The organism is Ramlibacter alkalitolerans, from assembly GCF_016722765.1.
Lineage (GTDB): Bacteria > Pseudomonadota > Gammaproteobacteria > Burkholderiales > Burkholderiaceae_C > Ramlibacter > Ramlibacter alkalitolerans.
The window spans coordinates 329150-355680 of record NZ_JAEQND010000002.1; the positions used below are offsets into that span (position 1 = coordinate 329150).

Below are 26531 nucleotides of genomic sequence, written 5' to 3' on the forward strand. Positions count from 1 at the left end.
GCAGGCAGCGTTCGCTGCCCTGCGTCCCGCGATAGCCGTACCATCGCAAGCAGCATGACCCTCGACCCGCACGAAGACATCCACCTGCGAGAACACACCCAGGCCCGCGAGGAACTGCTCAAGGGGCACTTCCTGCACGTCGTGCGGGAAACCGTGCGGCTGCCGGACGGCGGCTCGGCCACCCGCGAATACGTGCTGCACCCGGGCGCGGTCGCGATCGTCGCGCTGCTGGACGACGGCCGCCTGGTGCTGGAGCGCCAATACCGCCACCCGACGGCCAAGGTGATGATCGAGATCCCGGCCGGCAAGCTCGATGCGGGCGAGGAGCCGCTGGCCTGCGCGCAGCGCGAACTGCTGGAGGAGACCGGCTACGTGGCGCGCGAGTGGGCCTTCGCCTTCACCATGTACCCGACGGTCGCCTATTCGGACGAAGCGATCCACATCTGGTTCGCCCGCGGGCTGGAACACCGGGGCGCGCAACTCGACGAGGGCGAGTTCCTGGACGTCATTGCCGCCACCCCGGAGGAATTCCTGCAGTGGTGCCGCGACGGCCGGGTGCAGGATTCCAAGACGCTGGCGTCGGCGATCTGGGTGCAGAACGTGACGGCCGGGGCTTGGAAACTCGACTGGCAACCCTTACCTTCGCAGGCATGAAGGTCCTCAACCTCCGGTGCTCGCAGGCCCATGGCTTCGAGGGCTGGTTCGCGTCCGAAGACGATTTCCAGGACCAGCTCGCGCGCGGGCTGGTCGAATGCCCCCTGTGCGGCGACGCGCAGGTGAGCAAGCTGCCCAGCGCACCGCGCCTGAATCTCGGCGCGCCTGAGCCGCGGGCCGCTCCGAAGCAGGAAGTGATGGCCGCGCCCACCGCGCAGCTCCAGGCCGCCTGGATGCAGCTGGTCCAGCAGGTGATGGCCCACACCGAGGATGTGGGCGAGCGCTTCGCCGAGGAAGCCCGCAAGATCCACTACGGCGAATCCGAGGAGCGCGGCATCCGCGGCCAGGCCTCCCAGGAAGAGACGCAGGCGCTGCTGGAAGAGGGCATCTCGGTGCTGCCGCTGCCCATCCCGAAAGGGCTGAAGGGGCCGCTGCAGTGACGTCCGCGTAACCGGATGTTGCGATTTCCGGGTCCATCCCTACAATGGGCCCGAAGTCACGTCCGGGAGGGATGATGGACGCATCCGGCTACCGCCAGCTCGCACCGGGCGAGCCCGCGCCGTGGTTCCGCCAGCGGACCACCGCCAAACCGTCGTTCGTTTTCGACACCGCCGGGGGGCGCTACATCGTCCTGTGCTTCTTCGCGTCCGCGCAGGATGCGGGCGGGCAGGCGGCCCTCGCCTTCGCCCAGGAGCACCGCTCCCTGTTCGACGACGTGCGCTTCTCCTTCTTCGGCGTCACCACCCACCCGGCCGACGTCGCCTCGGGCCGCTGCGTGGAGTCGCTGCCCGGCATCCGCCACTTCCTGGATTTCGACGGCTCGGTGTCGCGCCTGTACGGCGCGCTGCCGCAGGGCCCGCGGTCCGAGGGCGCGCCGTCGGAACGCTATCGCCGCATGTGGGTGGTGCTGAACCCCGGGCTGCAGGTCAAGGCCGTCCTGCCGTTCCGGCGCGACGGCAGCGATCGCCGGGCGCTGCGCGAGCTGCTGGCCGCGCAGCCGCCGGTCTCGCACTACGGCGGGCTGGAGATGCACGCGCCCGTCATCATCGTGCCGGACGTGCTGGAGCCGGCGCTGTGCGCGCAGCTGATCGAGTGCTACGACACGGCCGGCGGCAAGCCCTCCGGCTTCATGCGCGAGGTGAACGGGATGACGGTCGCGATGCACGACCCCGGCCACAAGCGGCGCAGCGACCACACGATCGAGGACGAGGCCTTGCGCCGGCTGCTGCAGCAGCGCGTGCAGCAGAAGGTGCTGCCGGTGATCCAGAAGGTGCACTGCTTCGAGGCCACCCGCATGGAGCGCTACCTGGTGGGCTGCTACGACGCCGAATCCGGCGGGCACTTCGCGCCGCACCGCGACAACTCGACCCGCGGCACCGCCCATCGCCGCTTCGCCCTGTCGGTCAACCTGAACGACGACTTCGAGGGCGGGGAGCTCGGCTTCCCGGAATACGGGCCGCGCAGCTACAAGGTGCCGGCCGGCTGCGCCATCGTGTTCGCCGGCGCGCTGCTGCACACCGTCAGCCCGGTGCGGCGGGGCCGCCGCTATGCCTTCCTGCCGTTCCTGTACGACGAGGAGGCGGCGGTCGTGCGGGAGCGCAACAGTGCCTATCTCGCGCCCGAGGTCGGCACCGCGCCGGCCTTGCTCAGGTCATGAACTGCAGCGCCGCCAGCCGCGCATACATGCCCTGCGCCTCCAGCAACTGCTCGTGCGTTCCTGATTCGACGATGTGGCCGTGGTCCAGGACCACGATGCGGTCGGCCTGTTGCACGGTCGCCAGGCGGTGGGCGATGACCAGCGTCGTGCGGCCCCGCATCGCGCTGGCGAGGGCGGCCTGCACCATGCGCTCGCTCTCGGCGTCCAGTGCGCTGGTCGCCTCGTCCAGCAGGAGCAGCGGCGGGTCCTTCAGGATCGCCCGCGCGATCGCGATGCGCTGGCGCTGCCCGCCGGAAAGGCGCACCCCTCGCTCGCCGAGGAAGGTGGCGTAGCCCTCCGGCAGCGCCCGCAGGAAGCCGTCGGCGAAGGCCGCCTGCGCCGCGGCATGCACTTCCTCGTTGCTGGCCTGGGGCCGGCCGTAGCGGATGTTCTCCAGGGCCGATGCGGAAAAGATCACGGGCTCCTGCGGCACCAGCGCGATGCGTGCGCGCAGCGCCTGCAGCTGCCAGTCCTGCACCGGGGTGCCGTCGATGGCGACGCTGCCCTGCTGCGGGTCGTAGAAGCGCAGCAGCAACTGGAACACCGTCGTCTTGCCGGCGCCGCTGGGGCCGACCAGGGCCACGGTCTCGCCGGGTGCGACCGCCAGCGCGAAGTCCGCCAGCGCCGCCGTCTGCGGCCGCGACGGGTAGTGGAAGCGCACGCTGTCCAGCCGCACCGCGCTGCCCCCGGCCGGCACCGGGGGGGCCACCGGCTGCGGCGGCGACACCACCGGCGAGCGGCTCGCCAGCAGTTCCATCAGCCGCTCGGTCGCGCCGGCGGCGCGCAGCAGTTCGCCATAGACCTCGCCCAGCACCGCCACGGCGCCAGCGAAGATCGCCACGTAGAAGGCGGCCTGCCCGAGCTGGCCGGCGGTGAGTTCGCCGCGCAGCACGGCCTGCGTGCCCTGGTACAGGCCCCACAGCATCAGCCCCGCGTTGGCGATGATCACGAAGGCCACCAGCGCGGCGCGGGCGCGGGTGCGCCGGATGCCGGTCTGGAAGGCGTTTTCGGTCGCCGCGGCGAAGCGCAGCGCCTCGCGCTGCTCCGCGGCGTGGCTCTGCACCACGGGAATCGCGTTCAACACTTCGGCGGCGATCGCGCTGGAATCGGCCACGCGGTCCTGGCTCGCCCGCGACAGCCGGCGCACGCGGCGGCCGAACAGCATGGCCGGCAACACCACCAGCAGGACGACGAGCAGCACCAGGGCCATCACGCGCGGATGCGTCACCACCAGCATCGCCAGCGCGCCGACGCCCATCACCAGGTTGCGCAGCCCCAGGGAGAAGGACGATCCCACCACCGTCTGGACCAGCGTCGTGTCGGTCGTCAGGCGCGACAGCACCTCGCCGGTCTGGGTGCTCTCGAAGAAGGCCGGGCTTTGCTGCAGCACGTGGGCGTAGACGGCGTTGCGCAGGTCCGCCGTGACGCGCTCGCCGATCCAGCTCACGAGGAAGAAGCGGGCGGCGGAGAACACGCCCAGGCCCACCGCGACGGCAAAGAGCAGCAGGAAGTGCTCGCGCAGCGCCACGATGCGCGTGCCGGGGTCGTTGTTCAGGCCGCGGTCGATCATCGTGCGCAAGGCCACCGGGAACACCAGCATCGCGCCGGCGGCCAGCAGCAGGAACAGGCCGGCGAGCGCCAGGCGGCCGCGGTAGGGCCGCAGGAAGGGCAGCAGGCCCGACAGGGAGCGCGGAGAGCGGGGCTTGGCCGCGGCAGCATCGGGCATCGCGGCAGTGTAGCCAGCAGCCCGGGCAGGGCCTTAATCTGGCTGACGGGCACGGAAGGGGGTGCCCCGGCGGCGGCTACAGTACGCGACGTGATGACTCCCTCCGTTCCCAAGGTTCCCCCGCGCAAGGGGGTCGATCTCGACCAGCCGTGGCATGCCGCCGACCCCATTCCGGCCGCCGAGGCGATCGCGAGCGACGGCGACTCCGCCTGGGCCCTGTGGAACGAGGTTTCGAAGCAGCACGAACAGAAGTTCGCCCCGACGGCGCCGATGACCCTGCCGCCCGGCCACCGGGAGCTGCCCGCCACCCTGGGCCCCGGCGAACGCGCCTGGGCCAGTACCGTGCCGGCCGATCGCTTGCCCCTCCTGCCGGTGCGGCGACCCAGGGAGGCGCTGTTCACGCTCGACACGGCCATGCTGGTGGCGCGCCGGAACAACCGCGTCTGCCCGCGCCCGGTGCGCTGGACGGAGTTCTTCGCCATGCTGCCACCCCGCAAGACGGCGCGCGGCCAGTACCTCCCGCCCGCCCCCGCCACCGGCCCCGCGTGGGACGTGACGCCCGCGCTCACCAAGCGCCTGTGCTTTCGCGAGCACATCGAATGGGCCGAGCGCGCCGGCATGCTCGAATCCGTGATGGCCTTCATGCAGTCCATGCGCGAGGACGAGTGGCTGCACATGGGCGAGGACTGAGGCAGCGTCCGAGCCCCGGCCTGCCCGGTCTGTGGCAGCATCGCGGCCCATGAGCGAGCCGCCCCCCAGGATCCGCGCGCTGGTGGTCGACGACGACCCCGTCGTGCTGCTGCTGCTCACCCGCTTCCTCCAGGGCCGCGGCTACGGCGTCGAGCACTGCCCCGACGGCGAGGCCGCGCTCGCGCGCGTGCGCGCCGGCGGCATCAACCTGGTGGTGACCGATCGCAACATGCCCCGCATGGACGGCCTGGCCCTGTGCCGGGCCGTGCGCGCGCTGGCCACCGAGCCCTACGTCTACACCATCATGCTCACCGCCTCGAACGAGCAGCAGTCGCTGGTCGCGGCAATGGAGGCGGGAGTCGACGATTTCATCGCCAAGCCGCCGAACCTGCCGGAGCTGGGCGCCCGCCTGCGCGCCGCCGAGCGCGTGCTCTCGCTGGAAGCGGGGCTCGCGCGCCGCAACGGGCAGCTCGCCGACGCCTACGGCCAGCTGCAGCGCGACCTGGAGCTGGCGCGCACGCTGCAGGTGGGCCACCTGCCCGCGCCGGGCGCCTTCGGGCCGGTTCGCTTCGACTGGCGCTTCGAGGCCTCCGGCTACGTGGGCGGCGACACCTTCGACTACTTCGCGCTCGGTGAGCATCACCTGTGCTTCTATCTCGCCGACGTCGCGGGCCATGGCGTGGCCGCCGCGATGATGGCCTTCCATGCCCAGCACCAGCTGCGCGCCGGCGCGGAACGCATGGCGCAGGCGCTGGCGCTGCCGCATGCCGACCTGGCACGGACCGCTGCCGCCGTCGTGGCCGAATACAACCGCCGCTTCCTGCAGATGGGCGAGAGCAGCCTGTTCGTCACCATGCTGTTCGGCCTGCTCGACCTGCGCAGCCTGCAGGCGGCCCTGGTGCATGCCGGCCATCCGCCGGCGCTGTTCTCGCCCGTGCGCGGCGCGCCCTTCGAGGCCATCGGCAGCGGCGGCGTGCCGGTCGGCGTGCTCGAGGAGCCGGGCCACGAGGCCACCCTCCTGCAACTGGCCGCCGGTGCCCGCCTGGTGCTGTATTCCGACGGCGCGACCGACTGCCGCGATGCCGGCGGCGAGCCCTTCGGCACGGAGCGCCTGCGCGACGTGCTCGCGTCGGCGGCCGGCGCGCCGCTGGAGAGGACCTGCGGGAGCGTGCACGCGGCGCTGCGCGCCTGGCGCGGCGAGGCGGGCTTCGAGGACGACGTGACCCTGCTCGCGCTGGAGCTCGGTTGAACGATGCGCATCGGCGTGGCCGCACTCCTGCTCCTGCCCGCGTCCGCTGCCATGGCGGGCTGGAAGCTGCAGCACGCGTTCGATTTCGCCGGCACGGGCACGCTCGATCCCGCCTTCTGGTCGCTTGAAACCGGCTTGCTGCGCAACCAGGAAAGCCAGTACTACACGCCGGCCAACGTGAGCGTCGAAGCGGGCTTCCTGCGCATCGAGGCGCGGCGCGAGCAGGTGCCCAACGCCGCCCACCGGCCGGGCGCGCGGGGCTGGCGCAGCAAGGCCGCGAACGCGCAGTACACCTCCGGCTCGATCGCCAGCCAGCCCGCGTTCCTCTACGGACGCTTCGAGATCGTGGCGCGCTCGCCGGGCGGCGCCGGCGTGTGGCCCGCGATCTGGCTGCTGCACGAGAGCGCCGGCCAGTACGGCGAGATCGACGTCCATGAATCGGTCGGCAAGCACCCGGACACGGTGTTCGCCGGCGTGCATTTCGGGCGCACGCCGAACACGCGCCAGCACCGCAACGCGAGCCGCGTCGTGCCGGGCTTCGAAGGCAGCTGGCGCACGCACGTGCTCGAATGGACGCCCGAGCGCATCGCCGTCTCGCTCGACGGCCAGCCGCTGATGGAGTTCGACCCGCGCAGTGCCGCCGGCGGCGGCATCGACCCGCTGCGCCGTCCGATGCGCCTGCGGATCAACCTCGCCCTCGGCGGCACCTGGGGCGGGGCGATCGACGACAGCCGCCTGCCGGCGCGCCTGGACATCGCCTCGATCCGCATCTGGCGCTGGGAGCCCGGGGCCGGCGAGGCGAGCACGCCGCCGCTGCAGGCCGCGCACGCGGCGTCCGAACCGTCGCCGCAAGTGCCGAGGTGGGGGCGCTGATGCGGGGGCTGCCGCTGGTCGTCGTGGCCCTCGCCGGCAGCGCTGCGGCGCAGGACCCGCCGCCCTCGGTGATCACGGAGCAACGCGGCGGCGTCTACGTGGCGCCGCCGGCCGAGGTGGATCCGGTCTACACCCCCGCCGGCCCGAACGCGCCGCCGCCGGCCGCTGCGGCCGAGGCTGCGCTGACGCTGCGCCTGGCGCTCGACGTGCCCCTGCGCCGGGGTGGCAAGGCCGGCGCCGGCCGCGGCGTGCAGGGCTCCACCACGGCGTCGTCGCCCACCTTGCAGGCGCAAGTGCGCTGGCAGCCGCTGCGCGATACGTGGTGGTTCGCCCAGCTCACCGCCTACCGCTACCTGCGCGGCGACCGGCAACAGCCCTGGCATCCCGACTTCAGCTACGCCTTCGGCTACGACGACTGGCACCCGGGCAGCTGGAGCCTGTTCTACGCCAACTACACCGGCACGCGCTGGCATCCCGATGCAGCCGCCGGCGAGCACCGCTTCAACTTCCCGGAGGGGCAGTGGACGCTGGCGCGGCGCTTCGCCCTGCCGGCGCGGCTGGAGCCGGCGCTGCTGGTCGGCGACGGCGACCAGGCGAACTGCAGCGCGGGCGCGCATCTCATGCCGCGCTTCGCCCGCAACGAAGGCGGTGTCGGCCGGCGCAAGAAGTCGGTGTCGCTCGGCTGCCGCTACACGCGCCCGCAGGGCTGGTACGCCGAGGCGGTCGTGTTCGCGTACCCGCAAGGTGGGCAGCAGCAGCCCTGGGACCCCGATTTCACCTATGGTTTCGGCTACACGGGCCAGCGGGGCCTCTCGGTGCAGTACAACAATTACTCGGGCAACCGCTTTCCCGGCCGCGCGCGCGCGCCGGGGGAGGGCCGCTTGCGCAGCGGCAGCCTCTCCGTTTCGTGGAGCACCCCGTGGTGAGCCGGAAGCAAGCGCACAAGGAGCGATGAATGGATCTGTTGGCCGTCAGCCGCGAGCGCGGCATCGCCGTCGTTGCACCGGCCGTGAAGCGGCTCGATGCGGCCGTCGCGCCCGCGTTCCGCCAGGCCGTGCTCGCGCTCGTCGAAGCCGGCGAGACGCGCCTCGTGCTGGACCTGCAAGGCCTGGAGTTCCTCGATTCGAGCGGGCTGGGCGCCATGGTGTCCATCCTCAAGGGCCTGGGCAGCCGCGGGGCGCTGGCCGTGTGCGGCGTGCACGGCGCGGTGCAGAGCCTGTTCCAGCTCACGCGCATGGACAAGGTGTTCGTCATCGTCCCCGGCCGCGACGAGGCCGTCACGCGGCTGGCCGGGTGAGCACGCCGCACAGCCCGCAGCTCCTGGTGCAGGCCACCCTGCAGGACGTGGCCCGCGCCGTGCCGGCGCTGCGCGCCGTCCTGCCGGCGCGCCTGGCCGGGCCGGAGCGCGACGCGCTGGAGATCGCGCTGGGCGAGGTGCTGACGAACATCGTGCTGCACGGCTTCGCCGGTGCCGTCGGCGCGCCCGTCGAAGTGCGCTGGGCGGAGCATCCGCACGCCTTCGTGGTGGAAGTCCGAGACACCGGCTGTGCCATCCCGCGCGCCAAGCTGGAAGCGGCCGGCACGGCGAGCTTCGCCTTCGATGCCGAGGACATCGCGGCACTCCCCGAAGGCGGCTTCGGGCTGGCCCTGGTCAAGGCTGCCTTCGACGTGGTGGATTACCGCAGCGAAGACGGCGTCAACTGCATGCACCTGGAGAAGCGACTGGCATGACGGCTCCCGGCTTCTACTTCGACCGCTTCGAACACCGGCGCCCGCCGCCGCCCCTGCCGTTCTCGCCGGCGCGCGAGCTGCTGTGGCAGTTCCTCGTGATCGTCGCGCTCGTGCTGGGCGCCAACTACATCCGCTGGCGCTGGATGCATTCGCTCAACCCGGATGCCCTGTGGTTCGCGATCCCGCTCGCGCTGGCCGAGACGCTGGCCTACATCGGCCTGGTGCTGTTCGCGTTCAACCTCTGGTGCACCCGCGACGTGCCGCGGCGGCCGCCGCCGGCGAGCATCGCCGAGTGCGGCGCGGATCCCGGCGCGGGCGAACGCCCGCTCGCCGTCGACGTCTTCATCACCACCTACAACGAGGACGAGGAACTGGTGCGGCTGTCGATCCGGGACGCCCGGCGCATCGCCTATCCGCACCCGATCACGCTGCGCATCCACGTGCTGGACGACGGCCGGCGGCCCACGATGCAGCAGGTGGCGCAGGAAGAGGGCGTGCACTACATCACGCGCGCGAACAACGTGGGCTTCAAGGCCGGCAACCTGCGCAACGCGATGGAGCAGACCTCGGGCGACTTCATCGTGATCTGCGACGCCGACACCCGCCTGTTCCCCACCATCCTCGCGCACACCCTGGGCTATTTCCGCGACCCGGACGTCGCCTGGGTGCAGACGCCGCAGTGGTTCTACGACATCCCCGAAGGCGTCGCGCTGCCCGACTGGCTGGGCCGTCGGCTCGGGGCGGCCGGCCGGCTGCTGGGACGCGGCATCGAGCGGGTGGTGGGCGAGGTGCGGCTCGGCCGCGATCCCTTCGTCAACGACCCGCAGATGTTCTACGACGTGATCATGCGCCGGCGCAACTGGTGCTTCGCCTCCTTCTGCTGCGGCGCCGGCTCGATCCACCGGCGCGAGGCGGTGATGCAGGCGGCGCTGCGCAGCTTCGCGCTCTCGGTCGACCGCGAGGTGGGCCGCTTCACCCGGGACATTCCCGACGCGCAGCTGCGCGACGACTTCGGCGACGCCATGCGCACGCAGGTCGCCATCGAGCAGGAGCTCACGCCCTACAAGTTCCACGTGTCCGAGGACATCTACACCTCGATCGTGCTGCACAACGACCCCGTGCGGCGCTGGAAATCGGTGCTGCATCCGGAGGTCGAATCGAAGATGCTGTCGCCGCAGGACCTGCTCACGTGGATGATCCAGCGCTTCAAGTACGCGGGCGGCACGCTCGACATCGCGCTGCGCGACAACCCGCTGCTGCGCGGCCGCATGACCTTGCCGCAGCGGCTGATGTACCTCACCACCTTCTGGTCCTACCTCGGCTGCCTGTGGAACATCGTGTTCCTGGCGGCGCCGGTCATCTACCTCTTCACGGGCATCGCGCCGCTGGCCGCGTATTCCAACGCGTTCTACCTGCACGCCTTGCCCTTCCTCGTCGTGACGGAGATCGCCTTCATGGTCGGCACCTGGGGCCTGCGCTCCTGGGACGGCAAGGCCTCCTACCTGTCGTTCTTCCCGGTGAACCTGCGCGCGCTGTGGACCGTGCTGCGCGGCCAGAAGATCAAGTTCCACGTCACGCCCAAGGACCGGCAGGAAGGCACTTTCCTGCACCTGGTGTGGCCGCAGATCGCCGTGATCGTGCTCACGCTCGCGGGCCTCGCCTATGCCGCATGGCGCGTGTTCGCCGCCGGTCACGCCGACGAGCTTCCGAACCTGGTGGTCAACGCCGCCTGGGGCCTGAACAACGTGGTCGCGATGCTGCCGCTGGTGCGCGCCGCCGTCTGGCGTCCCGACGACGAAACCGCGACCGATGCGGCCGCCACGGCGGCGGGTACGGCGTGAGCGCGCCCGCGCAAGGCAACCTGGTGCGCGCGCGCGGCAGCATCGTGTGGCTGCTGGCGCTGGCCTGCGCCTTCGGTGCGGTGTGGTGGATCGAGCGCGAGAGCGGGCGCGAACTCATTGCGCACCGGGCGCCGGCGGCAGCGCCGCCATCCGCGCCACCGCAACTGTCCGCCACCGCCCCGGTGACCGAGCCGGCGCCCCGGCCGCTCACCGAACAGGAGCGGCAGTGGGCCCGCATCGCCTGGAAGTACTTCGACACCAACATGGATGCGCGCAGCGGCCTGGCGCACTCGGTCGATGGCTTTCCGGCCGCCACCCTATGGGACACGGGGTCCTACCTGCTCGCGCTGCTCGCGGCCGAGGAACTCGAAGTGGTGGAGAAGCGCGAGTTCGACCTGCGCATCGCCAAGGCGCTGGTGGCGCTCGAACAGATGCCCCTCTACGCCGGCAAGCTGCCGAACAAGTCCTACGACACGGGCACGCTGTCCATGACCGACTACCGCAACCAGCCGGCGCCCGCCGGCATCGGCTGGTCGGCGCTCGACATCGGCCGCCTGCTGGTGCCGCTGCAGGCGCTGGTGTGGCGGCACCCGGTGCACACGCCGGCGGTGCGGCGCGTGCTGGCCCGCTGGGACCTGTCGCAGCTCGCCCGCGAGGGCCAGCTGTTCGCGATGCAGGCCGGCGCCCAGGGCGCGCCGCAGGCCGTGCAGGAGGGGCGCCTCGGCTACGAGCAGTACGCGGCACGTGCGTTCGCGCAGCTCGGGGTGGATGTGGCCACCGCCGGCGACTGGCGCAACCACCTGCGCCTGGTCGACGTGGAAGGCGTGCAGGTCTGCGCCGACGACCGCGACCCGCAGCGCTTCGGCGCGCCGAACTACGTGGTCAGCGAGCCCTACCTCCTGGCCGGACTCGAGTTCGGCTGGACGCGCAACGGCCGCGAGTGCGCCTGGCGCGCCTACCGCGCGCAGGAAGAACACTGGCGCCGCAGCGGCACGCTGACGGCCGTCACCGAGGACCACGTGGACCGGCCGCCGTACTTCGTCTACAACAGCATCTGGTCGAACGGCCGCGCCTGGGCCACCGTGACCGACAAGGGCGAGGACGCCGCGCCGCTGCGCACGCTGTCCGTCAAGGCGGCGTTCGGCTGGCACGCGCTGCTGCGCACCGAGTACACCGCGAAGCTGGTCGAGCGCGTCGCCACGCTGAACGATCCCGCCCGCGGCTGGTATGCCGGCCTCTACGAGGAGGACGGCAAGACCAACCAGGCCCTGGCCGCCAACACCAACGCCGTGGTGCTGGAGAGCCTGGCCTACCTCCAGCGCGGACGCCTGCTCCAGTACCGTTGATGGCCCATCCCATGACACCCCTGCTGCTCGCCCTGGCGCTCCTGCTTCCGCTCGCCGCTGCCGCGGCCGATCCGCCCGTCGCGCCCGCCGGCTGCCCGCAGCCGCTGGCGGCGGCGCAGTACGAACGCCGCAGCGGAGCGCTCACGGAGCGCGAGCTCGCGATGGCGCGCACCGCGTGGAAGTACTTCGAGAACAACACGCAGCCTTCCGGCCTCGCCAATGCGGTCGACAACTATCCTTCGTCGACGATGTGGGACACCGCTTCCTATCTCGCTGCCATCGTAGCGGCGCGCGAGCTGGGCGTGACCACGGCGCAGGATGCCGACAGCCGCCTCGGCAAGCTGCTGGAGGCGCTGGGGCGCCTGTCCTTCTTCCGCGACGAACTGCCCAACAAGGTCTACCACACGCAGACGCTGGAGAAGGTGGACTACGCGAACCGGCCGGGCGAGATCGGCTTTTCGGCGCTGGACCTCGGCCGCCTGCTGATCTGGCTGAAGATCGCCAAGGAGCGCTATCCGCGGCACGCCGATGCGATCGACCGCTTCGTGCTGCGCTGGAAGATGGACAAGGTCGTGGACCGCAGCGGCATGCTGTTCGGCGCCATCCTCGACCCGGAGCGCAAGGTGCAGTACGTGCAGGAAGGGCGCCTCGGCTACGAGGAGTACGCGGCGCGCGGTTTCGAGCTGTGGGGCTTCTCCACCGAACTGGCGGCGCGCAAGGAGCCGTTCGCCACCGTACCGGTCTACTGCGTGGAAGTGCCTTACGACGCGCGCGACCCGCGCAAGTTCCACCAGCACAACTACGTGGTTTCGGAGAGCTACGTCCTCGACGGCATCGAGTTCGACTGGGACCGCACCGGCGAGCGCGGCGCGGCCGGGCGCCACACGCACCCCTGGATGGCGGATTTCGCGCAGCGCGTGTACCAGGCGCAGGAGAACCGCTTCCGCGCGACCGGCATCCTCACGGCCCGCTCGGAGCACCAGCTCGAAGCCGAACCCTACTTCGTGTACGACACCGTCTTCACCGATGGCTATCCCTGGAACACCATCACGGAGGACGGCAAGTACGTGCCGCAGTTCGCCGCCGTCTCGCTGAAGGCGGCGCTGGGCATGTGGGTGCTGTGGCGCTCCGAGTACACCGACCGGCTGTTCGAGGCGATCGCGACGCAGTCCAATCCCGCGCGCGGTTTCCACGAAGGCATCCTCGAAAGCGGCAAGGGACCGATCCGCGCCTTCACGGCCAACAACAACGGGATCATGCTGGAAGCCTTGCTGTACAAGGCGCAGGGCAAGCTGCTGCGCTGGGGCCCGGCGCGCGAATCGCTGTGGGACCGCAGGGAAAGCACCGCGCCGGGCGCGCGACCCGGCTGCACCGCGGGAGCTGCAGCGTGCTGAGCCGGCGCGCATGGTTGGCAGCGGCTTCGGCGTTGCCGCTGGCGGGCTGCGGATGGTTGTTCCGCCCTGGGGCGCGCACGGGCCCGGCGCGCGGTGCTTCGCAGGCCGCGCCTTCCGACGAGCGTCGCGGCCGCATCGCGTGGCGCTACATCGAGAACAACACCGATTACGACACCGGCCTGGTCAACGGCATGGACCGCGCGCCCGTGTTCACGGCCTGGAACCTGGCCGACGCGATCGCGGCGGTGGTGGCCGGCCACGAGCTGAACCTGATCGAGACGCGCGAATTCGACCTGCGCCTGTCGCGCCTGCTCGGATTCGCCGCCACCATGGACCTGTCGGGTGGACAGATGCCCCACAAGGCGTATCACGCGGCCACCGGCAAGATGGTGGCCTTCGACGGCCGGCCGGACGACATCGGCTGGTCGGCGATCGACAGCGGCCGCCTGCTGCTGTGGCTGCGCATCGTGGCGCAGCGCCATCCGCGCTTCGCCGAGCACGCCGACAAGGCGGTGCTGCGCTGGAGCTTCTGCGACGCGATCGACGACTGCGGCACGCTGTACGGAACGGCCCGCACGGGCGGACAGGTGCAGCGCTACCAGGAAGGCCGCCTCGGCTACGAGCAGCTCGCGGCGGCCGGATACGCCGCCTGGGGCTTCGAGACGCGCCATTCGGCGAGCTGGGCGAACACGCAGGCGGTGAACATCTACGGCATCCCCGTCGCCCACGATGCGCGCGACCCGCGCACCACCGGCGCGCAGGCGCCCGTGCTCACCATGCCGCATGCGCTCATGGGCCTGGAGCTGGGCTGGCGGGATGCCCGCGCCCGCGCGTTGGCCGACGCGGTGTACCGGGTGCAGCAAGAGCGTTGGCGCCGCGAAGGCCAGCTCACTGCGCGCACGGACTACCAGAGCCGCCAGCCGCCCTACGTGGTGCTGGATTCCGTGTTCGCCGCAGGCTATCCCTGGAACACGATAGGCGCGGATGGCAAGGAATACGAGCAGCTCGCTCTGGTCTCCACGCGCGCCGCCTTCGCGATGGCGGCGCTGTGGCCGGGCGAGTACGCGCAGCGGCTGATGGAGGGCGTGCAGTGGCTGCACGACCCCGATCGCGGCTGGTACGAAGGCCGCTACGAGCAGGGCGGCGCGCCGCTGGCGAACATCACCTTGTCGACCAATGCGGCGATCCTGGAGACGCTGTTGTTCAAGGCGAAGGGACCGCTGTACGCGGGGCAGCCGCGCACGGGATTGTTCGAGCTGCGCACCGGGGATGTGTTCCAGCGGACCAAGCGCTGCAGCCCGGCGGAGCGGGCGGCATGCGCGGCGGAGGCGGCGCGCTGAGTTGCATTGCTCTTTCTCGTTCTCCCTCTCCCGCTTGCGGGAGAGGGCTGGGGTGAGGGTGCCGGTGTGCGGGCGCACGGTGCTGATGTGCGCCGAAGTTGCTTGCGGGGGCGTCGCGGCAGGCGGTGCGCGGTGCGTGACCGCGACGGTGTTCGGTCCGCGGCTGCGCGCGCGGACGACCCCGAAAGACCGGGCCCGCCGCCGCCCCGCACAACTCGCTGCGCGATTGCACGCGCGCGTGCAATCGCTACGCTCGAACAAGGCGCCGGGAGCATGAGACGTATGCGAGTCTCACATCGCTGTCGCTGTGTAGCCTCGCTGCGGCGGCGGGCCCGGTCTTTCGGGCTCCACCAACGCGGTCCCGCCCCGCGCACCGCCTGCCACGACGTTCAGCCGTGCAGGCGCCGTCGTTCCCGCGCAGGCGGGAACCCAGAGAGCGCGAAGCGCTGTGCCCGAAGATGACGCGACGTTCATCACGCCAAAGAAGACACTGCCGATCGTCGCGACGGCCGGCGCACGGTGCGGGACCGCGTTGGTGATGCCCGGGAAATCGGGCCTGCCGGCACAGCGAGGCTACACAGCGACAGCGATGTGAGCCTCGCGTACGTGGACATGCTCGCAACATCTGTTGGACCGGAGAGTTTGCCGCGCGCGGCAAACTCGCAGGGACTCATGTTGCGCGTGCCGGCAGGCCCGATTTTCCGGGGAAGTCCGGCGCGCGAAGCCGCCGGACCTTCACCGTACGTGCATTCGCACGACTACGCCGCTTTTCAGCGGCTCGGTCGCGGGCCCGCACCGTGCGCCGGCCGGCGCGACGCCCGGCAGAAGGATACGGGCGCGTTCGTGCAAGCCGAATCCAACAGCTACGATCCGCCCCATGCCCTCCGCCCCCAGCGGCTACAACCTCGCTCGCTTCGATCTCGTCTCGCTGCGCCTCGTCGTCGACTGCCTGCAGCAAGGTAGCCTCAGCGCCGCGGCGCGCGCTTCGCACCTCGCGCTGGCGGCGGCCAGCCGGCGGCTGCGCGAGCTGGAAGATGCCGTCGGCGAGCCGCTGTTCGAACGGCACGGACGCGGCCTGCTGCCCACCAGCGCGGGACGCGTGTTCGTGCGCCACGCGCTGGAGATGCTGCAGTCGCTCGAGCAGATGGGCAGCGAACTGGCCGACCTGCGCCGCGGCATCACGCGCCACATACGCCTGTGCGCCAGCACGGCCGCCATCAACCAGTTCCTGCCGCCGCTGCTGGCGCGCCATGCGCGCGAAGCGCGCCACGTGCACGTGGAACTGGAGGAACAGGTCTCCAGCCTGGTCGCGACGACGGTGCGCGAAGGGCGGGCCGATCTCGGCGTGTTCGTCGAAGGCGTCGCCACCGAAGGCCTCGAGTGCCAGCTGTTCCGCCGCGACGAACTGGTCCTGGTGCTGCCGGCGAAGCACCGCCTCAACGGCCGCGGTGCCGTGGCCTTCGCCGATGCGCTGGAAGAGGACTGGATCAGCCTGGCCGAAGGCGCGGCCCTGCTGCAGCAGCAGCACGAGGCGGCGCATGCCGCCGGCCGGCCGCTGAAGCTGCGCATGCAGGTGCGCAGCTTCGACGCCGTGTGCCACCTGGTGGCCTCCGGCCTCGGCATCGCGGTGCTGCCCAAGAGCGCCGCCGTGCCCATCGTGGGCGCCATGGGGCTGCGCTGGCGCGCCCTGGCCGATCCCTGGGCCTCGCGCCGGATGCTGCTCGCCACCCGCCCGGGCATGAACGACCCGGCGGTGGAACAGCTGGTGCGCGTGCTCGTCGAGCCTTCGCAAAAGGCGAAAGCTCCGGCGCGCAAAAGGCAATAGACGCCGGCGGGCGGCGCCCGCAGACTGCGCCCCATGGAAACCAAGCCTTCCACCGGCCCGCTGGCCGGCCTCAGGGTCGTGGAACTGGGCCAGCTCATCGCCGGCCCGTTCGCGGCCAAGACCCTCGCGGACTTCGGCGCCGACGTGGTCAAGATCGAACCCCCCGGGGCCGGCGACCCGCTGCGCAACTGGCGGCTGCTCAAGAACGGCACCTCCGTCTGGTGGCAGGTCCAGTCGCGCAACAAGCGGTCCGTCGCTCTCGACCTGAAGAACGCCGAGGCGCAGGAGATCGTGCGCCGCCTCGCAGCGGAGGCCGATGTGCTGATCGAGAACTTCCGCCCCGGCGCGATGGAGGGCTGGGGCCTCGATCCGCAGCGGCTGGTGGAGGCGAATCCGCGCCTGGTCGTGCTGCGCATCAGCGGCTACGGCCAGACCGGCCCGTACCGGGATCGACCCGGCTTCGGCGTGGTCGGCGAGGCGATGGGCGGGCTGCGCCACCTCACCGCCGAACCCGGCCGGGTGCCGGTGCGCGTGGGCGTGAGCATCGGCGACACACTGGCGGCGCTGCACGGCGTGATCGGCATCCTGATGGCCCTGCACGAGCGCCACCGCTCCGGCCAGGGCCAGGTGATCGACGTCGCCCTGTACGAGGCGGTCTTCAACTGCATGGAGAGCCTGCTGCCCGAATACAGCGCCTTCGGTGCGGTGCGCGGGCCGGCGGGCAGCGCGCTGCCCGGCATCGCGCCGACCAATGCCTACCTGTGCAGCGACGGCGGCTACGCGCTGATCGCGGGCAACGGCGACAGCATCTACAAGCGCCTGATGGCGGTGATCGGCCGCGACGACCTCGGCAGCGATCCGGAGCTGGCCAGCAACACCGGCCGCGTCCAGCGCGTGGAGGAAATCGACGCCGCGATCGGCGACTGGACGAAGACCCGCACGGTCGACGAAGTGCTGCAGGCCCTCGATGCGGCTTCGGTGCCCGGCGGCCGTATCTACACCGTGGCCGACATCGCGGCGGACCCCCACTATGCGGCCCGCGGAATGCTGCAGCAAGTCCGCCTGGACGACGGCGAAACGGTGACCGTGCCTGGCATCGTGCCCAAGCTCTCGCGCACGCCCGGCGGCCAGCACCGCAATGCGCCGCGCCTGGGGCAGGACAGCGAGGCGGTGATGCGCGAACTGGGACTGACCGAGGAACAGATCGTCGGCCTCAAGAGCCGCGGCGTGATCAAGGGCGAAGCATGAAGCAGCGGATCCACTTCAACGAGGTCGTCACCCGCGACGGCTTCCAGATCGAGGGCGAGTTCGTTCCTACCGAGGCCAAGGTGCGGCTGGTCGACGCGCTCTCCCAATGCGGCTACGCCAAGATCGAGGTCACCTCGTTCACCTCGCCCAAGGCCATTCCGATGCTGCGCGATGCCGAGGAGGTGATGGGCCGCATCCGCCGCGCGCCGGGCGTGGAATACACCGTGCTGGTGCCCAACCTGCGCGGCGCCGAACGGGCGATGGAATCGCGCGCCGACGAACTGAACCTGGTGATGTCCACCTCGGAGACGCACAACCTGGCCAACCTGCGCATGCCGCGCGAGAAGAGCTTCGCAGCCCTGGCCGACGTGATCCGCAACGCCTCCGGCCGCACGCCGGTCAACGTCTCGCTGTCGACGGCCTTCGGCTGCCCGATGGAGGGCGAGGTGCCGCAGGAAACGGTGCTCGGATGGGCCCGGCGCTTCGCCGACCTGGGCGTGCGCGGCGTGACGATCTGCGACACCACCGGCATGGCGCATCCGGCGCAGGTGGCGCGCATGTGCGAGGAGGCGCAGCGGCGCTTTCCGGACCTGCAGCTCACGCTGCACTTCCACAACACGCGCGGCATGGGCCTGGCCAACGTGCTGGCCGCGGTGCAGGCCGGCATCGTGCGCTTCGACGGCTCGCTCGGCGGGCTCGGCGGCTGCCCCTACGCGCCCGGCGCCAGCGGCAACATCTCGAGCGAGGACACGATCCACATGCTGCAGGCGATGGGCTACGACACGGGCGTGGACCTCGACGCGCTGCTGCAGGTGGCGCGAACGCTGCCGCAGATCGTCGGCCACGAGGTGCCGGGCCAGCTCGTAAAGGCCGGGCCGAGCACGCAACTGCATCCGGTGCCGCAGGCCGTGACCGAGCTGCGCGCCACCCTCTGATCCCCTTTTCCTCAACTGCAGACGCGCCCCGCAAGCGGCGCCATGGAGACACCATGCCTTCGATCCAACGCAGAACCCTGCTGGCGGCTGCCGCCGCCGGCGCCGCGGCGCTCGCACTCCCCGCGCGGGCCCAGTTCGCCGGCAAGAACATCACGCTGATCGTGCCGTCGGCTCCCGGCGGCACCACCGACATCTCCGCGCGCATGCTGGCCGAGCCGCTGGCGAAGCTGCTGCAGGCCAACGTGGTGGTCGACAACCGCAGCGGCGGCAACGGCAACATCGCCGGCCAGCTGGTGGCCCGGTCGGCCGGCGACGGCCTGACGCTGCTGGCGCAGTACTCCGGCTACCAGTGCATCACGCCGCTGGTGCAGCCGGTCGCCGGCTTCGATCCCGGCCGCGACCTCAAGCCGATCGGCCACCTGATCGACGCGCCGCAGGTGATGGTGGTGCGGGCCAGCTTCCCCGCCAGCACCTTCCAGGAATTCCTCGCCTACGTGAAGGCGAACCCCGGCAAGGTGAACTACGCCTCCAGCGGCAACGGCGCCCTGCAGCACGTGACGACCGAACTGCTGAAGGATCTGACGAAGACTGAGATGACGCACATCCCGTACCGCGGCACGGGTCCGGCGCTCAGCGACCTGCTGGCCGGCAACGTCGACCTCACCATCACCACGCCGCCGCCGCTGCTGCCGCACATCCACGCCGGCAAGCTCAAGGCGCTGATGACGACCGGCAGGACGCGGCTGGAGGCCCTGCCCAACGTGCCGACGGCCACCGAGGCGGGCGTGGCGCTGGTGGCTTCGTCGTGGTTCGCCGTGTACGGGCCTGCGAGCCTGCCCGCGGAGTTGCAGAACCGCTTGTCCGCCTCGGTGCGCCAGGTGGTCGAGACGCCGGACTTCCGGCGCCGGGCCGAAGAGCAGGGCGCCAAGGCCATCGCCATGACGCCGGCCGAACTGGCGGCGCTGGGCACGAAGGAGCGCGCCACCTGGGAACGCATCGTGAAGGTGGCGCACATCAAGGCCGACTGAATCACGGCGGACTGAGTCCCAGGGCCTTCCGTTCGCTGTGCCCCTGCCGCGCGTGACGGCAGCGTCGACTCCTGCCACCATGGGGGCCGATGCAGTCAGGAGACCTGCCATGCCGCATTCGCGCAAGCTCATGAAGGTGACCGGCGATACCCATCCGCCCGAAGTGGAAGACGACCTCGGCGGGCCCGACGAGGAGATCGCGACCGCCGAAGCGGCGACGCCCGCCGTGGAAGGCGCGGCGCCGGTCTCGGGGCGTCCCGGCAGCGGGGTGCGCAGCCTCGTGGTCTCGATGCCGGCGCGCGAGTACGTCGACACGGCGCGCGAACAGGTCCGCGCGCGGCCGCTGACCACCGCGGCGATCGCCTTCTTCGCCGGCTTCGCCATCGCCGTCGTCACGCGCTCGCGCTAGCCGACGGGGCGCGTGGCGCGGCCGTATCATGGCCGCACCATGAGAAACGTCGGATTGATCGGTTTGGGCGCGATGGGCCTGGGCATGGCCCAGTCGCTGCGCCGCGCAGGGCACCGGGTGCACGTGCACGATGTGCGCATGGACGTCACCCGTGCCTTCGCCGGCGACGGCGGCGTCGCCTGCGGCAGCCCCGCCGACGTGGCCTCGAAGTGCGAGGTCGTGATCAGCGTGGTGGTGAACGCGGCGCAGACCGAGCAGGTGCTGTTCGGCACCGGCGGGGCGGCCACGGTGATGCAGCGGGGCAGCGTCTTCGTCATGTGTTCGACGGTCGATCCGAACTGGTCGGTGGCGCTGGAGGAACGGCTGGCCGGCATGGGCCTGCTGTACCTCGATGCGCCGATCTCCGGCGGTGCCGCCAAGGCGGCGAGCGGCCAGATGACGATGATGACGGCCGGCCGGCCCGAGGCCTACGAGAAGCTGGGCGACCTGCTCGAAACCATGGCGGCCAAGGTCTACCGCCTGGGCGACCGCGCCGGCAACGGCAGCAAGGTCAAGATCATCAACCAGCTGCTCGCCGGCGTGCACATCGCCGCCGCCGCCGAGGCGATGGCGCTGGGCCTGCGCGAAGGCGTGGATCCGCAGGCGCTGTTCGACGTGATCACGCACAGCGCCGGCAACAGCTGGATGTTCGAGAACCGGATGCCGCACGTGCTGAAGGCCGACTACACGCCTCTTTCGGCCGTGGACATCTTCGTCAAGGACCTCGGGCTGGTGCTCGATACGGCGCGCGCCACGAAATTCCCGCTGCCGCTGGCTTCCACGGCGCACCAGATGTTCATGCAGGCCTCCGCTGGGGGCCATGGCCGCGAGGACGATGCCGCCGTGATCAAGATCTTCCCCGGCATCCGGCTGCCCGGCTGACCCCCTGCGGTCAAAAGCTTTCCCGCAGCGCTGGGGGTTTTGAGCCATTCCCCACTTCTGGGGGCCGAGCGGCCGCCCCACCCGCAACCGTTTCTTCAATGCCGGCGCGCACTTGCGCGTTCCCGGCAAGCTGTGCCGGCACTTTCGAGCTACGGGCACGCTTGATGCAAGGACTCTCACGGGAGCCTTCCAACGGGGGATGTCCACCGCACCGGAAAGTGCGACGCTGGGACCCGGAGAAGGCGCAAGCAATCGAATCGTTTTGACGGGGTGTGCCATGTGTCAAGCTACTTACGGCAAGTTCCAGCTTCGGTTCCAGTCGCTGTTCGCCAGCGGCCGCGGATTTGCATTCCCGTGCGACCACGAAGGCCATGTCGACCTGGACGGCATGACCGAGCGGGCGCGGAACAACTACTTCTTCGCCCGTGCCATGGTCGGCCGCGACCTGGCCTGCCCCGCCGTCGAAGCGACCGCCTGATGCGGCAGGCCCCGCGTGGCGGGCCGGCAGCCCGCGTGCCGCAGCCGCGGCGCCTGCAGGCTGGGAGGACCGGAGGGCATTGAGTGCCATCGCATAATCGGGCGACTCACCCGAGGGACGATGCGATGACCTACCCCCATACCCAGCTCTTCATCAACGGCCAGTGGCAGGATGCCGCCGACGGCCGCACGCTGCCGGTGTTCAACCCGGCGACCGGCCAGGAAATCGGGCGCGTCGCCCACGCCGGCAAGGCCGACCTCGACCGCGCGCTCGAGGCGGCCCAGAAGGGCTTCGAAACCTGGCGCGACATGAACCCCGCCGCACGCAGCGCCATCATGCGCAAGGCCGCCGGCTTCATGCGCGAGCGCGCCGCCGAGATCGCGCCGCTGCTGACCCAGGAACAGGGCAAGCCGCTGCCCGAAGCCAAGGGCGAGGCGATGGCCGCCGCCGACATCATCGAATGGTTCGCCGAAGAGGGCTTCCGCGTCTACGGGCGCCTGGTCCCCTCGCGCTACAGGCCGGAAGTGCGCCAGATGGTGCTGAAGGACCCGGTGGGCCCGGTCGCGGCCTTCACGCCCTGGAACTTCCCGATCAACCAGATCGTGCGCAAGGTCGGCGCCGCGCTCGCCGCCGGCTGCTCGATGCTGGTCAAGGCGCCGGAGGAAACCCCCGCTGCCGCCGCGGCGCTGATCAAGGCCTTCGCCGATGCCGGCCTGCCGCCCGGCGTGCTGGGCCTGGTGTACGGCAACCCGGCCGAGATCTCGGGCTACCTGATCCCGCATCCGGTGATCCGCAAGATCACCTTCACCGGCTCCACTCCGGTGGGCAAGCAGCTGGCGGGGCTGGCCGGCCAGCACATGAAGCGCGTCACCATGGAGCTGGGCGGGCACGCGCCGGTGATCGTCTGCGAAGACGCGGACATCGCGCTGGCCGTGAAATCCGCCGGCGCCGCCAAGTTCCGCAACGCGGGGCAGGTCTGCATCTCGCCCACCCGCTTCCTGGTGCACGAGAGCGTGAAGAACGACTTCGCGCAGGCCATGGCCAAGTACGCGCAGGGCCTGAAGGTGGGCGACGGCCTGCAGGAAGGCACGCAGATGGGCCCGCTGGCCAATCCGCGCCGCCTGACCGCGATGGGCGAATTCCACGCCGATGCGGTGGAGAAGGGCGCCCAGGTCCTGGCCGGCGGCAAGCGCATCGGCGACGCGGGCAACTTCTGGGAGCCCACGGTGCTGCTGGACGTGCCGCTGGAGGCCAAGCTGTTCAACGACGAGCCCTTCGGACCCGTGGCCGGCATCCGCGGCTTCACGAACCTCGATGAAGCGATCCGCGAAGCCAACCGCCTGTCGTACGGCCTGGCCGGCTATGCGTTCACCAGGTCGCTGAAGAACGCCGACCTGCTGTCGCGCCGCGTCGAAGTGGGCATGCTGTGGATCAACATGCCGGCCATGCCGAGCGCCGAAATGCCCTTCGGTGGGATCAAGGATTCGGGCTACGGCTCCGAAGGCGGCCCGGAGGCGCTGGAGGCGTACCTGAATGCGCGGTCGGTGGCGGTGATGAACGTGTGAGCTCGCTGATCCAGAAATCCTGCGGCCCCGTCGAACACGATCCCGGCGCAGACCCATGAAAAAGCCCGGCACTGCCGGGCTTTCCTGTTCTTGTGGCGCAAATGGCGGCCCCTCACCCCAGCCCTCCCCGTGCGGGAAGGGCTGGGGCGGGGCACGCGACCCCACTCCTCTTGCTTGCGGGCCCTCCAGATTCGTGCAGATCAGCCGCCGCAGACCCGGGCGCTGCGCATCAGGCGCCTGCTGCGCTGGAATTCCAGCTTCAGGGCGAGAGGCATCATGGCTGCTCCTTCGGGGTCGGTCGTCAGGACGATGGGTCGTGCGGCGGTCGGCGGACTATCATGGGCAAGGGATCAGCACCGCGCCGGCCGTTCGCCGCCGGCCGCGCCGCGCTTCCCGGCGATGGCCAGCGAGGCGGCGCAAGCACGCAGGGCGGCCGGGGGGCGAACGAAACATGGCGGATCTCCTTGGAAGGGGAAGCCCGGACGGGACCGGGTGGGGACATGGTGGGAGCAGCAGCGTGGCCGCGATGTACGGAATCGCACGCGCCGCTGGCGCCTTCCCCGCGTGGCGTGACATTTGTGGTGGCACGCCCCATCCCGGGACAGCCTGGAGCGAGAACCCATGCCTTCCAACATCCCGATGTCTTCCCTGGCCCTGGCGCGCATGCCGCTGCTGGCGGACCTGCCGCAGGAGCGCCTCGACGCCCTGGCCGCGCAGTGCACGTGGCGGCGCTTCGAGCCGGGGCAGCCGCTCGTCTCGCGCGACACCAGCGGCGGCGAGGTGCACCTGATCGTCGACGGTCGCGTGCGCATCCACGTCTATGCGGCCGACGGCCGCGAAGTGCTGTTCACCCACGTGCAGGAGGGATCGATCGTCGGCGACTTCGCCGCGGTCGACGGCGGCCTGCGCACGACCGACGCGCACGCCAGCACGCGCGTGCTCAGCGCATCGCTGTCCGGCGCGGAATTCAAGCAGCTGCTGCGCGAGGAGCCGCGCGTGGAGGAGCGCTACGTGCGCTACCTGGTGGGGCTGGTGCGCATGCTCACGGACCGCGTGATCGAACTGAGCACGCTGGCCGTGCAGAACCGCATCCGCGCCGAGGTGCTGCGGCAGGCGCAGGCGGCCGTCGAGCCGGACAGCGGCTTCGCGATCCTGGAGCCGGCACCGCGCCACGCGGACCTGGCCGCGCAGGTGGGCACGACGCGCGAGCAGGTCACGCGCGAGCTGTCGGCCCTCACGCGCCAGGGCCTGCTGCAGAAGACCGGCCGCGCGCTGCTGGTGCCCGACCTGCACCGGCTGCAGGACCTGGTGCGAGGCGGCGGCGAAGGCGGCCACGCGGCCCAGGCCGCGCTCACCTCTTCACGAGCGGGCCGTACTCCTTCTCATGACGGGCGATATAGCCCGCGATGAAGCTGCACTGCGGCAGCGCCTTGAGGCCGCGGCTGCGCACGTCGTCGAGCGCATAGGCGGCCAGGCGCGAGCCGAGCCCCTGGCCTTCGTGGGCTTCGTCGACTTCGGTGTGCGTGAAGACCACGGCGTCGCCGTCGCGGTGGTATTTCGCCAGCGCGACCACGCGGCCGTCCATGCGCAGTTCGTAGCGCCCAAGGGCTTCGTCGTGGGCGGTCTCGGCGGCGGCCGAGGGTTGTTGCTGCTGTTTCATGGCGCCATGCTGCCATGAGGCGGGTTCCAGCGGGGTACGCCGGCTCGTAGGCTGGCGGTGACGCGCCAAGCGCCGGAACCCCAGCGATGCGCGCAAGCGCTGGGGTTTGCGCTGCCGCGGCTCACCGCCAGTCTACCGGCGAGGGCAGAGCGCGACGGTGCGCGGGTCCGGCTCGCCGCCGTAGAAGCGCTGCAGGCACTCGCCGAAGACAGCCTCCTGCGGCGCCGCCAGCGAGAACAGCGTGACGCACGACCGGAACTTCAGGTCGTCGGGCGAGCCCAGGATCTCGTGCGCGCTGCGGCCCGGCACGGCCAGCATGAGCGCGCAGCACTCGCGCAAGCGCGGACCGAGCACCGGATGCGCGAGATAGGCCCGCGCTTCGTCGAGGGAATCCAGGCCATAGAACTGCGCCGTGCTGCTCGACCCGAGCCCCTTCAACTGCGGGAACACGAACCACATCCAGTGGCTGCGCTTGCGACCCGCACGCAGTTCCTCGCGCACCGCATCGATCACGTCATCCTGCGCGGCCACGAAGCGCTGCAGGTCGGGCCCGGCGCTCATCAGGCGCGCGTCGGCGAGTCCTTGTCGGGGGCGCGGCGGTTGCCCGCGCCGCCCTGGTTGCCGGCATCGCCACCGTGCAGCAGCAGCGTCACCAGCACCGCCGACTGGGCGCGGGCCTTGAGCGCATGCGGTTGCCCGGGCGGCAGCACGATCACGTTGCCGGGCCGCAGCTGGCGCACGCCGGCACCCATCATCAGGTCGACCTCGCCTTCCAGGCAGTGGATGGTGCACTCGTCGTCGACGTGGTGCATCGGCTGCTCCTGGTGGGCCGACAGCACCATGTGCAGCAGCTGGATGCGGTCCGTCTTGATCAGGCTGGTGCTCACCGTGCCGGGCAGCTGGTTGCCCAGCGGGGCGACGTTGATCACATCCAGGTGTTTCGCGTGCGGCAGGGCCATGGTTCGTCTCGCGTCTCGCTGTCGTGGACGCAAGACTAGCAAACCCTAGCGCGGATAGGGAGCAATCTCACCTGTCTTGACTCCGGTGAGGGCCGCGTGGTGCACCTGGGCGTTCGCCAGCGCCCAGGCCTTCAGGTGCTCGACGTACTCCTTGCGCTCCGGGTCGGCCTGCACGAAGCTCGGGTGCCACTCGCTCTCGCGCCAGTCGGCGACGGTGGAGGGCACGAAATCGACCAGTTCCGGGTTCACCGTGTAGTCGACCCACAGGTACTCGCCGGGCTGGAAGAAGCGCTCCTGCACCTGGAGCACGGTCTTGGGCACCTTGACGTTGTTCTCCTGCATCCACTGCCAGGCCTCGCGGTCGCTGTGGTCGCGCGGCTTGGTCTGCATGTAGCGCACCAGGTGGTTCATGATCACGCAGTTCTGCGAATGCGCGGGGCCGCCGAGCGCGGCGCGGAACAGCGTGTCCTCGCGCTGGCAGGCCTTGTCGCGCCATTCGATGGGCTTGCCCGCCTCGGTCGTCGCGCGCACGTGGAAGGAGCCGATGAAGCGCTTCAGCTGGTCGAACTGCACGAGGTAATAGGCCTTGTACGTGGCCCCGCTCGGAATGCCGTCCGAGCTCACGGCCTTGCCGGTGTGCTCCCCCACGACGTTCCAGGTGCCGGGCGGCAGCGCGACGCGCACGTTGCCGATTTCCACCGCGCTGCTCACGGTATCGCCCTTGGCGGGGTCCTTCGACGCCGCCGGGGCCGCGGCGATCAGGCTGGCGACGGCGACGGCCGCCGTGATCATGATGTTGCGCATGGCTTCCTCTTGCTTGCATCCGCGTTCGCGATTTCGTAGTCGGATGTTACGAAGCCGCCGAGTGACGGACGAGGCCCCCTGGTGACCGGGGGGCCCTACTGTCTGCGCGACTTGAGGGGAACCTTCGTGCCGAATCCGCCAGAACTGTTTGTATGTGTG

Annotated in this window: 27 protein-coding genes; 22 read left to right on the forward strand and 5 right to left on the reverse strand. The window is 70.9% G+C overall.

All coding sequences use genetic code 11. The features are described from left to right. Positions 1-54: 54 nt before the first annotated feature. The 3 genes from JI746_RS04620 (at position 55) to JI746_RS04630 (ending at position 2311) form a co-directional block, all read left to right on the forward strand. Positions 55-654 (forward strand): NUDIX domain-containing protein, encoded by a 600-nt coding sequence (locus JI746_RS04620; RefSeq protein WP_201687614.1) that lies wholly within the window; start codon positions 55-57, stop codon positions 652-654. Further along, a complete protein-coding gene (locus tag JI746_RS04625) occupies positions 651-1094 on the forward strand; it encodes a DUF1178 family protein (RefSeq protein ID WP_201687615.1) in 444 nt (147 codons plus the stop codon). Before JI746_RS04620 ends, JI746_RS04625 begins: the two co-directional genes overlap by 4 nt. Before the next feature lie 71 nt (positions 1095-1165). Then, positions 1166-2311 (forward strand): 2OG-Fe(II) oxygenase, encoded by a 1146-nt coding sequence (locus JI746_RS04630; RefSeq protein ID WP_236599559.1) that lies wholly within the window; start codon positions 1166-1168, stop codon positions 2309-2311. On the opposite strand, the gene JI746_RS04635 is transcribed toward JI746_RS04630, so the two are convergent. Beyond that, positions 2301-4076 carry an ABC transporter transmembrane domain-containing protein gene (locus JI746_RS04635; RefSeq protein ID WP_201687616.1) on the reverse strand — a complete coding sequence of 592 codons (1776 nt, stop codon included), beginning with the start codon at positions 4074-4076 and terminating at the stop codon, positions 2301-2303. The genes JI746_RS04630 and JI746_RS04635 overlap by 11 nt on opposite strands. A gap of 93 nt (positions 4077-4169) precedes the next feature. On the opposite strand from JI746_RS04635, the gene JI746_RS04640 reads away from it, so the two are divergent. From JI746_RS04640 to JI746_RS04730, 19 genes are all read left to right on the forward strand, one after another. Continuing rightward, entirely contained in the window at positions 4170-4766 is a 597-nt protein-coding gene (locus JI746_RS04640) for a hypothetical protein (RefSeq protein ID WP_201687617.1), read from the forward strand. A 49-nt stretch (positions 4767-4815) separates the two neighbouring features. After that, positions 4816-6015, forward strand: coding sequence for a PP2C family protein-serine/threonine phosphatase (locus tag JI746_RS04645; protein ID WP_201687618.1), 1200 nt, complete (start codon positions 4816-4818; stop codon positions 6013-6015). Positions 6016-6030: 15 nt separating this feature from the next. Next, entirely contained in the window at positions 6031-6888 is an 858-nt protein-coding gene (locus JI746_RS04650) for a glycoside hydrolase family 16 protein (RefSeq protein WP_201687619.1), read from the forward strand. After that, entirely contained in the window at positions 6888-7814 is a 927-nt protein-coding gene (locus JI746_RS04655) for a hypothetical protein (RefSeq protein ID WP_201687620.1), read from the forward strand. The genes JI746_RS04650 and JI746_RS04655 overlap by 1 nt, the downstream gene beginning before the upstream one ends. A gap of 29 nt (positions 7815-7843) precedes the next feature. Further along, positions 7844-8185, forward strand: a complete 342-nt coding sequence (locus tag JI746_RS04660; protein WP_201687621.1) for an STAS domain-containing protein — start codon at positions 7844-7846, stop codon at positions 8183-8185. After that, on the forward strand, positions 8182-8619 hold the full coding sequence (locus tag JI746_RS04665) for an ATP-binding protein (protein ID WP_201687622.1): 438 nt from the start codon (positions 8182-8184) through the stop codon (positions 8617-8619). Before JI746_RS04660 ends, JI746_RS04665 begins: the two co-directional genes overlap by 4 nt. Next, positions 8616-10460 (forward strand): glycosyltransferase family 2 protein, encoded by a 1845-nt coding sequence (locus tag JI746_RS04670; protein ID WP_201687623.1) that lies wholly within the window; start codon positions 8616-8618, stop codon positions 10458-10460. The genes JI746_RS04665 and JI746_RS04670 overlap by 4 nt, the downstream gene beginning before the upstream one ends. After that, entirely contained in the window at positions 10457-11806 is a 1350-nt protein-coding gene (locus tag JI746_RS04675) for a DUF3131 domain-containing protein (protein ID WP_201687624.1), read from the forward strand. The genes JI746_RS04670 and JI746_RS04675 overlap by 4 nt, the downstream gene beginning before the upstream one ends. Further along, a complete protein-coding gene (locus tag JI746_RS04680) occupies positions 11806-13200 on the forward strand; it encodes a DUF3131 domain-containing protein (RefSeq protein ID WP_201687625.1) in 1395 nt (464 codons plus the stop codon). The genes JI746_RS04675 and JI746_RS04680 overlap by 1 nt, the downstream gene beginning before the upstream one ends. Continuing rightward, the gene (locus tag JI746_RS04685; RefSeq protein ID WP_201687626.1) at positions 13194-14540 is read left to right on the forward strand and encodes a DUF3131 domain-containing protein; all 1347 of its coding nucleotides are present in this window, start codon (positions 13194-13196) and stop codon (positions 14538-14540) included. Before JI746_RS04680 ends, JI746_RS04685 begins: the two co-directional genes overlap by 7 nt. 877 nt (positions 14541-15417) lie before the next feature. Beyond that, positions 15418-16365 (forward strand): LysR substrate-binding domain-containing protein, encoded by a 948-nt coding sequence (locus tag JI746_RS04690; protein WP_201687627.1) that lies wholly within the window; start codon positions 15418-15420, stop codon positions 16363-16365. Positions 16366-16398: 33 nt separating this feature from the next. After that, positions 16399-17613, forward strand: coding sequence for a CaiB/BaiF CoA transferase family protein (locus JI746_RS04695; RefSeq protein WP_201687628.1), 1215 nt, complete (start codon positions 16399-16401; stop codon positions 17611-17613). After that, the gene (locus JI746_RS04700) at positions 17610-18548 is read left to right on the forward strand and encodes a hydroxymethylglutaryl-CoA lyase (protein WP_201687629.1); all 939 of its coding nucleotides are present in this window, start codon (positions 17610-17612) and stop codon (positions 18546-18548) included. The genes JI746_RS04695 and JI746_RS04700 overlap by 4 nt, the downstream gene beginning before the upstream one ends. Before the next feature lie 53 nt (positions 18549-18601). Continuing rightward, entirely contained in the window at positions 18602-19576 is a 975-nt protein-coding gene (locus JI746_RS04705) for a Bug family tripartite tricarboxylate transporter substrate binding protein (protein WP_201687630.1), read from the forward strand. A 109-nt stretch (positions 19577-19685) separates the two neighbouring features. Beyond that, complete coding sequence (locus JI746_RS04710) at positions 19686-19985, forward strand: hypothetical protein (protein WP_201687631.1); 300 nt, start codon at positions 19686-19688, stop codon at positions 19983-19985. A 39-nt stretch (positions 19986-20024) separates the two neighbouring features. After that, positions 20025-20906, forward strand: coding sequence for an L-threonate dehydrogenase (ltnD, locus tag JI746_RS04715; RefSeq protein ID WP_201687632.1), 882 nt, complete (start codon positions 20025-20027; stop codon positions 20904-20906). A 277-nt stretch (positions 20907-21183) separates the two neighbouring features. After that, complete coding sequence (locus tag JI746_RS04720) at positions 21184-21384, forward strand: hypothetical protein (RefSeq protein WP_201687633.1); 201 nt, start codon at positions 21184-21186, stop codon at positions 21382-21384. Between the two features lie 125 nt (positions 21385-21509). After that, entirely contained in the window at positions 21510-22949 is a 1440-nt protein-coding gene (locus tag JI746_RS04725) for an NAD-dependent succinate-semialdehyde dehydrogenase (protein ID WP_201687634.1), read from the forward strand. A 621-nt stretch (positions 22950-23570) separates the two neighbouring features. Then, the gene (locus JI746_RS04730; protein ID WP_201687635.1) at positions 23571-24359 is read left to right on the forward strand and encodes a Crp/Fnr family transcriptional regulator; all 789 of its coding nucleotides are present in this window, start codon (positions 23571-23573) and stop codon (positions 24357-24359) included. On the opposite strand, the gene JI746_RS04735 is transcribed toward JI746_RS04730, so the two are convergent. Genes JI746_RS04735 through JI746_RS04750 form a run of 4 tightly spaced genes read right to left on the reverse strand, consistent with a single transcriptional unit; the run spans position 24301 to position 26372 of the window. Next, positions 24301-24705, reverse strand: a complete 405-nt coding sequence (locus tag JI746_RS04735) for a GNAT family N-acetyltransferase (RefSeq protein WP_330892941.1) — start codon at positions 24703-24705, stop codon at positions 24301-24303. The two genes, JI746_RS04730 and JI746_RS04735, sit on opposite strands and share 59 nt — an antisense overlap. A gap of 36 nt (positions 24706-24741) precedes the next feature. Next, positions 24742-25170 carry a DUF1810 domain-containing protein gene (locus JI746_RS04740; protein ID WP_201687637.1) on the reverse strand — a complete coding sequence of 143 codons (429 nt, stop codon included), beginning with the start codon at positions 25168-25170 and terminating at the stop codon, positions 24742-24744. Continuing rightward, complete coding sequence (locus JI746_RS04745; RefSeq protein ID WP_201687638.1) at positions 25170-25568, reverse strand: cupin domain-containing protein; 399 nt, start codon at positions 25566-25568, stop codon at positions 25170-25172. Before JI746_RS04745 ends, JI746_RS04740 begins: the two co-directional genes overlap by 1 nt. A 45-nt stretch (positions 25569-25613) precedes the next feature. Further along, positions 25614-26372, reverse strand: coding sequence for a hypothetical protein (locus tag JI746_RS04750; protein ID WP_201687639.1), 759 nt, complete (start codon positions 26370-26372; stop codon positions 25614-25616). Positions 26373-26531: the final 159 nt, after the last annotated feature.